This is a genomic window from Thiorhodovibrio litoralis (genome assembly GCF_033954455.1).
Lineage (GTDB): Bacteria > Pseudomonadota > Gammaproteobacteria > Chromatiales > Chromatiaceae > Thiorhodovibrio > Thiorhodovibrio litoralis.
Window position 1 is genome coordinate 3,209,823 of the sequence record NZ_CP121473.1, and the last position, 12,806, is coordinate 3,222,628.

Annotated in this window: 12 protein-coding genes and 1 pseudogene; all 13 read right to left on the reverse strand. The window is 61.9% G+C overall.

The features are described from left to right. Position 1: 1 nt before the first annotated feature. Positions 2–226 (reverse strand): annotated as a pseudogene (locus tag Thiosp_RS24735) (hypothetical protein); the annotation flags it as partial. 237 nt (positions 227–463) lie between these two features. Next, a complete protein-coding gene (locus Thiosp_RS14280; protein WP_323696482.1) occupies positions 464–1,960 on the reverse strand; it encodes an ISNCY family transposase in 1,497 nt (498 codons plus the stop codon). An 873-nt stretch (positions 1,961–2,833) separates the two neighbouring features. Then, positions 2,834–3,643: a DNA-primase RepB domain-containing protein gene (locus tag Thiosp_RS14285; RefSeq protein ID WP_323696455.1), complete on the reverse strand. Its 810-nt coding sequence runs from the start codon at positions 3,641–3,643 to the stop codon at positions 2,834–2,836. Then, the gene (locus Thiosp_RS14290; protein ID WP_323696456.1) at positions 3,643–4,494 is read right to left on the reverse strand and encodes an ExeA family protein; all 852 of its coding nucleotides are present in this window, start codon (positions 4,492–4,494) and stop codon (positions 3,643–3,645) included. The genes Thiosp_RS14285 and Thiosp_RS14290 overlap by 1 nt, the downstream gene beginning before the upstream one ends. After that, a complete protein-coding gene (locus Thiosp_RS14295) occupies positions 4,491–5,948 on the reverse strand; it encodes a DDE-type integrase/transposase/recombinase (RefSeq protein WP_323696483.1) in 1,458 nt (485 codons plus the stop codon). The genes Thiosp_RS14290 and Thiosp_RS14295 overlap by 4 nt, the downstream gene beginning before the upstream one ends. A 93-nt stretch (positions 5,949–6,041) precedes the next feature. Next, positions 6,042–6,611: a hypothetical protein gene (locus Thiosp_RS14300; protein ID WP_323696484.1), complete on the reverse strand. Its 570-nt coding sequence runs from the start codon at positions 6,609–6,611 to the stop codon at positions 6,042–6,044. A 188-nt stretch (positions 6,612–6,799) separates the two neighbouring features. Continuing rightward, the gene (locus Thiosp_RS14305; protein WP_323696485.1) at positions 6,800–7,102 is read right to left on the reverse strand and encodes a hypothetical protein; all 303 of its coding nucleotides are present in this window, start codon (positions 7,100–7,102) and stop codon (positions 6,800–6,802) included. Positions 7,103–7,136: 34 nt separating this feature from the next. Continuing rightward, positions 7,137–7,946 (reverse strand): DNA-primase RepB domain-containing protein, encoded by an 810-nt coding sequence (locus Thiosp_RS14310; protein ID WP_323696455.1) that lies wholly within the window; start codon positions 7,944–7,946, stop codon positions 7,137–7,139. Next, complete coding sequence (locus Thiosp_RS14315; protein WP_323696456.1) at positions 7,946–8,797, reverse strand: ExeA family protein; 852 nt, start codon at positions 8,795–8,797, stop codon at positions 7,946–7,948. Before Thiosp_RS14315 ends, Thiosp_RS14310 begins: the two co-directional genes overlap by 1 nt. Beyond that, positions 8,794–10,251 (reverse strand): DDE-type integrase/transposase/recombinase, encoded by a 1,458-nt coding sequence (locus tag Thiosp_RS14320; RefSeq protein WP_323696457.1) that lies wholly within the window; start codon positions 10,249–10,251, stop codon positions 8,794–8,796. Before Thiosp_RS14320 ends, Thiosp_RS14315 begins: the two co-directional genes overlap by 4 nt. A 93-nt stretch (positions 10,252–10,344) precedes the next feature. Continuing rightward, positions 10,345–10,914 (reverse strand): hypothetical protein, encoded by a 570-nt coding sequence (locus tag Thiosp_RS14325; protein ID WP_323696484.1) that lies wholly within the window; start codon positions 10,912–10,914, stop codon positions 10,345–10,347. Between the two features lie 103 nt (positions 10,915–11,017). Next, the gene (locus Thiosp_RS14330; protein WP_323696486.1) at positions 11,018–11,575 is read right to left on the reverse strand and encodes a DUF3592 domain-containing protein; all 558 of its coding nucleotides are present in this window, start codon (positions 11,573–11,575) and stop codon (positions 11,018–11,020) included. Between the two features lie 630 nt (positions 11,576–12,205). Next, entirely contained in the window at positions 12,206–12,772 is a 567-nt protein-coding gene (locus tag Thiosp_RS14335; RefSeq protein WP_323696487.1) for a DUF3592 domain-containing protein, read from the reverse strand. Between the last annotated feature and the right edge of the window lie 34 nt (positions 12,773–12,806).

Sequence of the window (12,806 nt, forward strand, 5' to 3'; positions counted from 1 at the left end):
GCTATCCATTCGACTTTCCAGTCCACAACATCCAGCCTGCTGGGACAGCGACCAATAGCAGCAATACCCCAGCCGAAAAGGTAAAAAAGGAGGGCGACATACGCTCAACCACTGCATAGCCTGGCCATGTCGGGTGATGGTAGACCGTCAGGCTATGTCCAACGCGGTAGAGTTTCACGCCCGTGCTAGGTTCCCCTCCTAGAGACCAGAAGGAGTAACGATCTCCGGTGTACTGTTTTCCATCAACCTGATAATTGTACTCAAAGTGGTATGTAGTGCCTGGCCGAAAAGTCGATTTTTTCGCAAGCCATACGCGGCTGCGGCCGAGTTAAACACGTCATGTCGACGGCTTTTTTCGGTGCGAGCGGCACCGAAATCTGCGTATTAATAATGATTCTTAAATGCGACAAAATTAAGGCAAACCGATCCCTCGGGCCGTCTCACGGCACCCGGCGGAATCGCCTTAAGCGGCGCGTTTGAGTTGTCGGCGCCGACGGCGTTCGGCCTCGGCATCAGCGGCGATGAGGATGGCGCCGAGGCGGTGGATGTTGCGCCCAAGCACCGCGAGGGCAACATAGCGCTCGAAGCCGTCCGCGCCATGGTCGGGACAGCGGTCGAGACCATGGCCTTCGAGCGCATTGATGGCTGATTCAACCGCCGAGTGCCGGCGTTTGCGCCGGCGGAATGCGGGATCTTGCTCGCGCTCACGCTCGGCGGCGTTGCACTTGCCTTTCTTGGGCAGCACGGGGAAGTCGATCACCTCGGCGAGTTGCTTTTGGTTGCTGGGGCTGTGAAAGCCTTTGTCGAAACTGAGGCTTTTGATGCGTGGGTAGCAGGCTTTGAGGTGGGTGGCGATGGGCACGGCAACTTGGTCATCGGTTTCACCGAACATCACCCGATGCTGGAGGATGAAACCAAACTGATCCTCGCTGATGGCCACGCGCACGCCAAGCTCGACCGGGGTGCCGGCCTTGCCTTTGCTGACCCACTCGGTATGGGGCTCGAAGATGGAGAAGACCTTCTCGGCATGCGGGATGCGCTCGCCTTGCAAGACACGGCGATCGATCTGTTCGATGAACAGTTCGGCATAGTCGATGTAATCATTGAGCGCGGTGAACTGTTCGGCTGGGACATGATGGAACACCACGAGCTTGTAGCGGGTGTCCCGGGCGCGAGTGAGGAACTGCTCGGCAATGTCGAGGTAAGCGCCGTAAGCGGCATCGATCTCCTCTTCGCGTGCCGCACGCTTGGCTTCATCCTTGGAGGTGGAGCGCTTGAGTTGCTGCACGCGCCGATAGGCTCGTTTCAAGCAACGGATGTTGTAGGCGCTCTGGCGCCAGTCGCTCAGGCCATGGTCGCTGCAGAAAGCCGCCGAGGTCTCGATGGTCTTGCGCACGGCGTCCTGGAGCAGATTGATGTCGGTGGGGAAGTGCACATCGGTTTCAACGACGAAGGAATCGCAGCGCGCTTCCAGCGGGGAGTCCGGATGCGGTTTCACCAAGTCATGTCCAGCCTTGACCACCACGGCATTGATGCGCGCGAGCAGCTCCGGAGTGAACAGGCGCAGGTTGTCTTTGAGAGTTTGCAGGCTGTAGCGATGCTCGTCGGCCCAGTCGCTGTGGCCGAGCATCTGGCGCACCAGGCGATGCTGGTTGGCGAGTTCTTGCACCCGGTCGTAGTCGGCATTCAACCCCAAGCGCAAGGTGCCCAAGACCAGAATGCGCCATTGCGACATGCCCGGACGCCCGGTCTGGGCACTGACGAACTCCTCGCCGTCGGCGCGCACCGGCAGTACATCGGCGAGGATGGCGAAGACCTCATTGCGCAGCGCCTCGGTGGTGTAGATGTGCTGCAAGCCCCGTAGCAGGCGCGGGATGTCATCGCGGGAGAAGCAGTCGAACTCGATGGCAGCGATGTCGCATTCGCCAAGTTGCATCTGGGCACGAAGGATGTCACGCATGGGAGAAGCTGGTATGAACGAAGTTTGGGTTGTTGGGACAGTGCAGCGCGGCTCGATTGCCCGCCGGCCAAGCCAGTATTCTTAATACATTCAATTGCTTGCGCTTCTTCCTGCCATCGCCACAGGATACGCCGGGGTTAAGGGAGCAAGAAATTGACTAAACTTCACCAATCGCTTCGCATTCTAACGCATTGTCTTTTCTTGTGAAAATCACTTTTCGGCCAGGCACTAGGTAGAGTAGGTTCTGCCTCCGGAACCTTTGGAGCCTGTTGTCTCATATGACTCCACCACGACAGCCGGGACTGGTACCCAATGGTCCTGGCCTGAAGCAAGAAAGATGTTCTTGCCAACGTAAAAGAGGCCTGCAAGAGAAAGCAACAAACCCACCAAGCCGTACAACCGGTTGCTCGTGGTTTTCTCTATTTTTATCCAGCCAAACCAGGGTTATCCAGCCAAACCAGGGGCCACGTTCGCCTCTGAAGCGCTTTCTTAGGTCATTCTGAAGGCTGCGCGGAGACACTGGGGCGCCGAAAGTCGTGTTGGAAAGCTCCCTGTCTCCAATGACGTGTCCCGACTGCATGCGCTTTTTCCGATGATGACGAACTGCTCCGAGGTGGCCGCCGAGTACTGACAGTCCCACATACAAACCGTCGCGGTGAGCGCCACGGTGAAAAAAAGGCCGAACGGTACAGAAGGGTTTGAAAGCATCGTGCTTGCCAGCTGAGCGTAATCACGATAATTGCGGGACCCATTTCCAAGCCATTTGAAGGACATGGAATGCGTGTGGGATCACGGGGGCCGTTACTGGCCGACAGCGGGAAGCCGGAATCGTGAACCACGCTCCCCCCCTGAGGGGGGAGAGACGCAGCGGGTTCAGTTGCCTCTAGCGCTCTGGCGAATGGCGCGAGCGAGGGTGTAGCGGGCATAGCGCTCGGCATCGGCTCCGCGACGCGGGGACGCGCGCTCGAGCAAGCGTTGGTAGACCGTGGTCGGTGCAAGGCCGGCCTCAAGAGCGCCGCAGACCCAGCCCCATTCGCGGGCAGATTCGGACGGATCACCGGTGGATAAGCGCGCCCGTGGAGCGCAGTTGACGACCGGCGGCGGAGCCGGAGCCATCGTTGGCAAGGCCGGAGTTGGATCCCAGACGCGCTCCTGCGGGCTTGGTCGCCGAAGGACATTGACCCACTCCCCGCCACGCTTGGCATTCTTCATCCCGGCGAGCCGACCGAGGTGCTCACCGGAGACCGAGCCCGGATCGGCGCCAACGCGCGGGATCAGCCAACGCTGCACATCACAGCGCTGCGCCTCATCGAGCGCGCGGGTCAGCCGTAGCCACAGGTGGCAGCCCCCGAGCGTCGAAGTCTGCACCACCAGGGCCGCATAGTGCCGAGCGATGCGCTGCGCCATCGGCCGTGCGACATCATCGAGAAACACCATTGGCCAGGGATAGCCGCGGGCTGGACGGATATAAATATCGGCCTGTTGGACATTGCGCGCTCTGGCCAGCCCCAACGGAAGCTGATCCAAAGAGCGATCATGGAACCACAGCATCGTCGCCTTGGCGGTGCGCACCGCCAAATCGGCACGCACGATGCCAGCGTCGTGCCATGCCTCAAGCATCACGGCGGTGTGTCTTGCCGCTGTCATGGCCTGGTGCGGGCGCTCAGCGCTCAAGCGGCTCATCAGGCGCCCGCCCTGGCACTCGGGCGTTGGCGGGCGTTGCCCGCCGCTGAACCAAACACCTCAAGGTAGAGTTGTTCATCGAGCTGCGCGCGTTCGAGCCGAGCAGCCTGCGCCAGCAATTCTGCCGCCATGGTCGTGAGCACGCGATAATTGCCCAACGCATGCTCAGCGAGCGTCTTCATCAGCCCTGCGCTCATCAGACTCGCATTGCCGGCACTGTGTTGTAAATGCTCCAGGCAGGCGACCAGCGCCTCGCGACTGGCATACTCCATACTCAGGCGCGTACGGATACGACTGCCCAGCGGCAGCAACTCCTCACGGCGCAGCTTGGTCGCCAGGCGGCCATCGCCGGCCAGGATCACGCTCAACAACGTGCGCGAATCGAACTGCATGGAGGTCAGCAGACGCAGCTCATTGAGCACCGTCGGATGCATCTCCTGCGCCTCGTCGATGAGCAACACCGGGCGCAACAGCGTCGTCTCCAGATGCGCCAGCCAGCGCTCGCGCAGGATCTTGAAGCCACCCCAGCGGTTATGGGGCTTGAGGTCAACGGCGAACAGATCGCCCATCTCGCGGTAGAAGTCCGCCACCTTCGAGCTGGGATGCGTGAGCGCCCCAACGCTGATATCGGGCAGCTGGCGCAGACGCTCATCGAGCAGGCGCAGTACCGCACTCTTGCCGGTACCCGGATCACCTTGAATGAGCGCAAAACCGCCTTCGCGGATCAGGCTCTGCTCGATGCGCCAGCAAAACTGCTCCACCGGCGCGCTGCGATGCAGTGCCGCCGTCGGCAGCTCCGGGGAGAACGGATTGAACTTCAGTCCATAGAGGGCCAGCAGGGTCTTGTTCATCGACTGGATTCCAGGTCATCGTGTTTTGGCAGATAGGCCGGCGGCAGACCGGTGGCGGCATACTCGGCGAGCAAGTCGCGCAGCAACGGTGGCAGCGTCGTGGCGCGTTGTGATGGCGGTGGCGGTGCGCCGGCGGGCTCAAGGCGCCGACGCTGCCCGGAGGCATTGGCGGCTTTATCGAGGGGATAGAGGCGGCAGAGGATGGCGCCCGAGTGGGGATCAACCACGTCCACAGCACTCAGATCCCAGCGGGCATAAGCGATATGCAGTTGCTCAAGGTGACGCAAGCGCGCCGGCACCTCGAAGCGCTTGCCCGCCAGGCTGAGCGTCCCATCGCTGCGGCGCTGACGGCGTTGGACGCGACAACGAAAAGCGCCGCGGACCTGCTCGCTGTCCGGACAGGGGCGCCCCACGTTGGGCGCATCGAGAAGACGCGCAAGCGGCGTGGCGGCAGTCTCGCTGTGGACCTTGCGGTGGTACTCCTGCTCCACCCACGCCTGAGTGAGGGTGTTGAGCTGAGGCAGACTCAGCTCCGCGATGTCCTTGAGCATCGCCATCAGGCGGCCTTCCAGCGTGGCCCAGAAGCGCTCCTGCTTGGCGTTCTGATACGGGCTGTACGGCAGGGTCGGCTCATGGAGGATGCCCAGGGCGTGCAATCCGGCGGTGAACTCCTCGGCCTGCATTGCCGCGCCGTTATCGCTCATCAAGGCGCGCGGCAGCCCGCGCTTGTGCAACGCCTGCCCCAGGCCATGGACCAAGGTCTCGGTGGTCTCATCGAGGTACCACTGCAGATGGCAGATCAGGCGGGAGTGATCGTCAATGACCGCCAGCAGCAGGGGCTTGACCCAGACGCCACCCCGGGTGAGGACTTTGCGCGAGCCATGATGAAAGTCCAGATGCCACAAGGCATGGACATACTGGGCTTCATAGCTGCGCACCTCGCAGGCCTCCAGGCGCCGCGCGGCCTGTTCAGCGCCCGGCGTCTTGCGCGCCGGGACACGCCGGCGGTGCAAGCCCGCGCGCTTCATGAAGCGGCGCACGGTGGCATAGGAGGGCAGCGGCCCCAGGGTCTGATCGCCCGCGCACAAGGCGGCGAGGTTGTCGTAATGCAGCTGCACCGTCCAACCGGGGTAGTCGCGGTACTGGGCTTGCACCGCATCCATCAGGCGCGGACTCAGCGCGCGCTGCTCCCCGGCATCGCTGCGCCGGCGCGGGCGCAGTGCCGCCACCGGGTCTTGGGCATCGCGTGCGAGGTAATACCAACGCTCCAAGGTGCCAAAGCTAAAACTGACCGCCCGCCCAGTCACCGGATGGCGCCATGACTTGGCCGCTAGCGCCTTCAGCCGCGCGCCCAGCGCGTTCGCCGGCGCAGGATCAGCCAATAAAGGACCAATAATGGCAAAGCGCAACCGCGCCCAACCATCGGGATCACCGAGGCCGTTGTCATCGGACATTCGTCTTCACCTCCCAGTTGTTTCACACATCACCGGGAGTCTAGAAGGCGCCGCCCAGCGGCGCGATGAGGTCTTCTGCGGGTTGGCGTTGCCCTACAGCGAGCCTGTCGCTGTCGTGCTCGGGGCGATCAATATCAGCAGTTGCACGACGCGCTCGGACAACGCTTTTGCGCTCAATTTTTCCAGCAGGGATCCTGGCAGGTGCTCGGTGGCGATCGGCGGCATCAACAGACCAGCCAAGGATCGAAAGCAGCGGGTTTGCACAAACTGCTCACGCCACCAGTGCTGCCACCGCCGCAGGGTTTGGACGGTGACACCGAGCGTCTTGATCAAGCGCTGGCGACGCGATGCGCTCAGCCCGCAATGCAGGGCGGAAATCAGCACGACGATGACCCCGAGATAGACCTTGCGGCCCAGAAACCGAACGGAAGGCGGGGTGCTGCGCCGCCGGCACCCGTCCGCGGCACAGCAGAAACTCAGACGGCTCTGGTAGCTCTCATCCAAGACGCCACGCACAACACCTCGGGGCTTACGCGGATAACGGGCGCTGTGCAACGCACCACCGCAGTCACAGCCGCCCGCGCGGACTTCCTCGGCAATCGACTCGTCGATCCGGGTGAGCAGGTGGTAAAAGTTCGTGTCGGCAAGAAAGGCGTGACACACTGGGACTGTCTCCTGGTTTTTGGCGAAATTCGGAGACAGCCCTCTCGGGCAACTTGCGTCAAGTTGTTTGAGGGGGTTTTTTGTTTTCCCTCACTGAATTTGCTCAGAATCGCGGCCGATTCCCGCAAATAGTCTGCTCAGGCTCAGCCAGCCAAGCCAAAGCGCAGCGCAAGCCGGGACGCTGACCATTATCCCCCAAAGACGAGCATGCCTCGGCCAGGACGTAAACCGAAAGCGATGCTTCCAAAACCAACACCGGCAACCCCAGCACCCAGCACGTCGGATAGAAACCCTGCTCCCACATAGGACAACAATTCAATCAAACGACCTGGAAGCCAGATAAGTGTCACGCCGATGACGAAGACCGCCAGATTGAGCGTAATCACGATAATTGCGGGACCCATTTCCAAGCCATTTGAAGGACATGGAATGCGTGTGGGATCACGGGGGCCGTTACTGGCCGACAGCGGGAAGCCGGAATCGTGAACCACGCTCCCCCCCTGAGGGGGGAGAGACGCAGCGGGTTCAGTTGCCTCTAGCGCTCTGGCGAATGGCGCGAGCGAGGGTGTAGCGGGCATAGCGCTCGGCATCGGCTCCGCGACGCGGGGACGCGCGCTCGAGCAAGCGCTGGTAGACCGTGGTCGGTGCAAGGCCCGCCTCAAGAGCGCCGCAGACCCAGCCCCATTCGCGGGCGGATTCGGACGGATCCCCGGTGGATAAGCGCGCCCGTGGAGCGCAGTTGACGACCGGCGGCGGAGCCGGAGCCATCGTTGGCAAGGCCGGAGTTGGATCCCAGACGCGCTCCTGCGGGCTTGGTCGCCGAAGGACATTGACCCACTCCCCGCCACGCTTGGCATTCTTCATCCCGGCGAGCCGACCGAGGTGCTCACCGGAGACCGAGCCCGGATCGGCGCCAACGCGCGGGATCAGCCAACGCTGCACATCACAGCGCTGCGCCTCATCGAGCGCGCGGGTCAGCCGTAGCCACAGGTGGCAGCCCCCGAGCGTCGAAGTCTGCACCACCAGGGCCGCATAGTGCCGAGCGATGCGCTGCGCCATCGGCCGTGCGACATCATCGAGAAACACCATTGGCCAGGGATAGCCGCGGGCTGGACGGATATAAATATCGGCCTGTTGGACATTGCGCGCTCTGGCCAGCCCCAACGGAAGCTGATCCAAAGAGCGATCATGGAACCACAGCATCGTCGCCTTGGCGGTGCGCACCGCCAAATCGGCACGCACGATGCCAGCGTCGTGCCATGCCTCAAGCATCACGGCGGTGTGTCTTGCCGCTGTCATGGCCTGGTGCGGGCGCTCAGCGCTCAAGCGGCTCATCAGGCGCCCGCCCTGGCACTCGGGCGTTGGCGGGCGTTGCCCGCCGCTGAACCAAACACCTCAAGGTAGAGTTGTTCATCGAGCTGCGCGCGTTCGAGCCGAGCAGCCTGCGCCAGCAATTCTGCCGCCATGGTCGTGAGCACGCGATAATTGCCCAACGCATGCTCAGCGAGCGTCTTCATCAGCCCTGCGCTCATCAGACTCGCATTGCCGGCACTGTGTTGTAAATGCTCCAGGCAGGCGACCAGCGCCTCGCGACTGGCATACTCCATACTCAGGCGCGTACGGATACGACTGCCCAGCGGCAGCAACTCCTCACGGCGCAGCTTGGTCGCCAGGCGGCCATCGCCGGCCAGGATCACGCTCAACAACGTGCGCGAATCGAACTGCATGGAGGTCAGCAGACGCAGCTCATTGAGCACCGTCGGATGCATCTCCTGCGCCTCGTCGATGAGCAACACCGGGCGCAACAGCGTCGTCTCCAGATGCGCCAGCCAGCGCTCGCGCAGGATCTTGAAGCCACCCCAGCGGTTATGGGGCTTGAGGTCAACGGCGAACAGATCGCCCATCTCGCGGTAGAAGTCCGCCACCTTCGAGCTGGGATGCGTGAGCGCCCCAACGCTGATATCGGGCAGCTGGCGCAGACGCTCATCGAGCAGGCGCAGTACCGCACTCTTGCCGGTACCCGGATCACCTTGAATGAGCGCAAAACCGCCTTCGCGGATCAGGCTCTGCTCGATGCGCCAGCAAAACTGCTCCACCGGCGCGCTGCGATGCAGTGCCGCCGTCGGCAGCTCCGGGGAGAACGGATTGAACTTCAGTCCATAGAGGGCCAGCAGGGTCTTGTTCATCGACTGGATTCCAGGTCATCGTGTTTTGGCAGATAGGCCGGCGGCAGACCGGTGGCGGCATACTCGGCGAGCAAGTCGCGCAGCAACGGTGGCAGCGTCGTGGCGCGTTGTGATGGCGGTGGCGGTGCGCCGGCGGGCTCAAGGCGCCGACGCTGCCCGGAGGCATTGGCGGCTTTATCGAGGGGATAGAGGCGGCAGAGGATGGCGCCCGAGTGGGGATCAACCACGTCCACAGCACTCAGATCCCAGCGGGCATAAGCGATATGCAGTTGCTCAAGGTGACGCAAGCGCGCCGGCACCTCGAAGCGCTTGCCCGCCAGGCTGAGCGTCCCATCGCTGCGGCGCTGACGGCGTTGGACGCGACAACGAAAAGCGGCGCGGACCTGCTCGCTGTCCGGACAGGGGCGCCCCACGTTGGGCGCATCGAGAAGACGCGCAAGCGGCGTGGCGGCGGTCTCACTGTGGACCTTGCGGTGGTACTCCTGCTCCACCCACGCCTGAGTGAGGGTGTTGAGCCGCTGCAGGCTCAGCTCCTCCAGCCCCTTAAGCATCGCCATCAGGCGGCCTTCCAGCGTGGCCCAGAAGCGCTCCTGCTTGGCGTTCTGATACGGGCTGTACGGCAGGGTCGGCTCGTGGAGGATGCCCAGCGCATGCAATCCGGCGGTGAATTCCTCGGCCTGCATTGCCGCGCCGTTATCGCTCATCAGGGCGCGCGGCAGCCCGCGCTTGTGCAACGCCTGTCCCAGACCATGCACCAAGGTCTCGGTGGTCTCATCGAGGTACCACTGCAGATGGCAGATCAGGCGCGAGTGATCGTCGATGACCGCCAGCAGCAGGGGCTTGACCCAGACGCCACCCCGGGTGAGGACGTTGCGCGAGCCATGATGAAAGTCCAGATGCCACAAGGCATGGACATACTGGGCTTCATAGCTGCGCACCTCGCAGGCCTCCAGGCGCCGCGCGGCCTGCTCGGCCCCGGGTGTCTTGCGCGCCGGGACACGCCGGCGGTGCAGGCCCGCGCGCTTCATGAAGCGGCGCACGGTGGCATAGGAGGGCAGCGGCCCCAGGGTTTCATCGCCCGCGCACAAGGCGGCGAGGTTGTCGTAATGCAGCTGCACCGTCCAACCGGGGTAGTCGCGGTATTGCGCCTGTACGGCCTCCATCAGGCGCGGGCTCAGCGCGCGCTGCTCCCCGGCATCGCTGCGCCGGCGCGGGCGCAGTGCGGTCACCGGGTCTTGGGCATCGCGTGCGAGGTAATACCAGCGCTCCAAGGTCCCAAAGCTAAAACTGACCGCCCGCCCAGTCACCGGATGACGCCATGACTTGGCCGCTAGCGCCTTCAGCCGCGCGCCCAGCGCGTTCGCCGGCGCAGGATCAGCCAATAAAGGACCAATAATGGCAAAGCGCAACCGCGCCCAACCATCGGGATCACCGAGGCCGTTGTCATCGGACATTCGTCTTCACCTCCCAGTTGTTTCACACATCACCGGGAGTCTAGAAGGCGCCGCCCAGCGGCGCGATGAGGTCTTCTGCGGGTTGGCGTTGCCCTACAGCGAGCCTGTCGCTGTCGTGCTCGGGGCGATCAATATCAGCAGTTGCACGACGCGCTCGGACAACGCTTTTGCGCTCAATTTTTCCAGCAGGGATCCTGGCAGGTGCTCGGTGGCGATCGGCGGCATCAACAGACCAGCCAAGGATCGAAAGCAGCGGGTTTGCACAAACTGCTCACGCCACCAGTGCTGCCACCGCCGCAGGGTTTGGACGGTGACACCGAGCGTCTTGATCAAGCGCTGGCGACGCGATGCGCTCAGCCCGCAATGCAGGGCGGAAATCAGCACGACGATGACCCCGAGATAGACCTTGCGGCCCAGAAACCGAACGGAAGGCGGGGTGCTGCGCCGCCGGCACCCGTCCGCGGCACAGCAGAAACTCAGACGGCTCTGGTAGCTCTCATCCAAGACGCCACGCACAACACCTCGGGGCTTACGCGGATAACGGGCGCTGTGCAACGCACCACCGCAGTCACAGCCGCCCGCGCGGACTTCCTCGGCAATCGACTCGTCGATCCGGGTGAGCAGGTGGTAAAAGTTCGTGTCGGCAAGAAAGGCGTGACACACTGGGACTGTCTCCTGGTTTTTGGCGAAATTCGGAGACAGCCCTCTCGGGCAACTTGCGTCAAGTTGTTTGAGGGGGTTTTTTGTTTTCCCTCACTGAATTTGCTCAGAATCGCGGCCGATTCCCGCAAATAGTCTGCTCAGGCTCAGCCAGATAGGAATACCAAGGGACAGTTTCATGATTCGGCCGATCATGCTTGCTATTGCCGCGAGAGAGCGGATTCATTCTCGAGAGTGGCGACGCGCCATGCGCGTTAGGGCTCTTTCTGGCGAAAGACTCATCAACCGCAAGTTTTGCCGGCTGCTCGCGACGAGAAGCGAGCTGTCTCCAGACCTTTCCCCTACCCCCCCACCTTAACAACGCCATGGAATCCCTGGCCAGCAAGCTACCGATGGATGCCAATAAGAACGCAATCCCGAAGACCAGAACGACGACAACGAAAAAGCCGGGGTTCTTCTTCTCGAGAACGGCAGTCGACGGCTTCTCAGGATTGTAATAAACGGTGACGCGATCACCGGGGTCATAGCGCTGGATCCCAACGCTTCTGTCTCCGCCGACGTTTTCGAAGGAGTAGCGATCCGCCGAATAGGTCTTGCCGTCGACCTGGTATTCGTAGGCGAAGATCTCTCGCCATGGTTTCCCGGGTGTGGAGGGTGGAGCCATGAGGGCCTGGGTGATGGTGCCCGGGACCTCAGCCCATGAGTCCTGGATAGAGCCCTGAAGCAGGGTGTAGGCCTAGGGAGTTCAATTTGAGCTGTTTCACGCACATTGTAAGCTGGCAACTACCGTGCGGGCCTATGTTCTCAAGCTGCTGTTTTAGATGATTTAATTTTGTCTTCTAGGTGAAGGGAAGTTGCGTGAGCCAGAACATGGGAAATCTGGCCAAATTGAACTACCTAGTGTAGGCCGCTGCACCGATACAGATGACCGAAAGGACCAGCATCAGGGCGCCGCCGCGCGTGATAAAACCCTCCCAATCGATCCGAAAGGGGGTCTTCGGGTTGTTTTCGGGAGCGCGCGGCAAGGATTCGCGCTTAGCCACCGGAGATTGGCGCCTTGGCGGCCGTTGTGGAAATGGGTGTTGCGTATCGGTACCCTGACAAACCTCTTGCGCGGATGGGTCCCTGCAACAACAGGTCAACAATCTCATCGCGCGCCTGTCGCGCTTGAGGTGACAGGTGATTATCTTCCAAAGTTGCAGGCTCTTTTAGCGCGTTTCCACGATGTTGCAGCTCTATACCGCGTGGGAATCCCGGTTAAACCGGTTCGGGAAGTATTGTGAGCGGAGCGACGTCACGCTTTCGATTCTGACGGTACCTTTGCTGATTTTCCAACTGCATAGAACAGCCACCCGGTGCCGCCCAGAAAGAGCCCCATCAAGACTGGGACAAAGGTTCCCCAATTCCAGCCGGTCTTGAGGACGGCGTCGGTTGGGTTTTTCGGATCGAAATACACAGTGACTGCGGCGCCTTGTGGAAAGCGTGATGCCGCTTCTGCTTCCGCCTCGGCGCGCGCTCCGTAGAGGCGACTCGCACGTTCGCCTTGTCCAAGCGAATAGCGAGAAGATGTGTAGGAATCACCCTCAACATCGTAGGTGTATTGAACAGACACGTAATACTCGACGTAAGTGTTTCGTGCAGCTCCGGCAGGGTTTTTCGTTAAGGACACGTGAGTGCTCACCTCAGCGTTGAGGACCGAGCCTTCTGCAGACGACCAGGAGAGGGTCTCATTCGCGATAAAGAGAAAATAGATCCCGAAGACAATCAGTAGCGCCCCTAAGGCACCGACTCCTAGACCGAACAGCCGGAGTGTCTTATGGGCCTTGAGATCTTGCTGCTTTGTATCATTCTCATCCGACACTGAGCAATCCTCCACAAGTACGCTGTGCCTAGGT

Excerpts from the sequence above, each read along its gene's own strand:
- Thiosp_RS14320 (WP_323696457.1), bottom strand. The coding sequence starts at position 10,251 with ATGTCCGATGACAACGGCCTCGGTGATCCCGATGGTTGGGCGCGGTTG.
- Thiosp_RS14310 (WP_323696455.1), bottom strand. The coding sequence starts at position 7,946 with ATGAGCCGCTTGAGCGCTGAGCGCCCGCACCAGGCCATGACAGCGGCA.
- Thiosp_RS14295 (WP_323696483.1), bottom strand. The coding sequence starts at position 5,948 with ATGTCCGATGACAACGGCCTCGGTGATCCCGATGGTTGGGCGCGGTTG.
- Thiosp_RS14330 (WP_323696486.1), bottom strand. The coding sequence starts at position 11,575 with ATGGCTCCACCCTCCACACCCGGGAAACCATGGCGAGAGATCTTCGCC.
- Thiosp_RS14285 (WP_323696455.1), bottom strand. The coding sequence starts at position 3,643 with ATGAGCCGCTTGAGCGCTGAGCGCCCGCACCAGGCCATGACAGCGGCA.
- Thiosp_RS14280 (WP_323696482.1), bottom strand. The coding sequence starts at position 1,960 with ATGCGTGACATCCTTCGTGCCCAGATGCAACTTGGCGAATGCGACATC.
- Thiosp_RS14315 (WP_323696456.1), bottom strand. The coding sequence starts at position 8,797 with ATGAACAAGACCCTGCTGGCCCTCTATGGACTGAAGTTCAATCCGTTC.
- Thiosp_RS14290 (WP_323696456.1), bottom strand. The coding sequence starts at position 4,494 with ATGAACAAGACCCTGCTGGCCCTCTATGGACTGAAGTTCAATCCGTTC.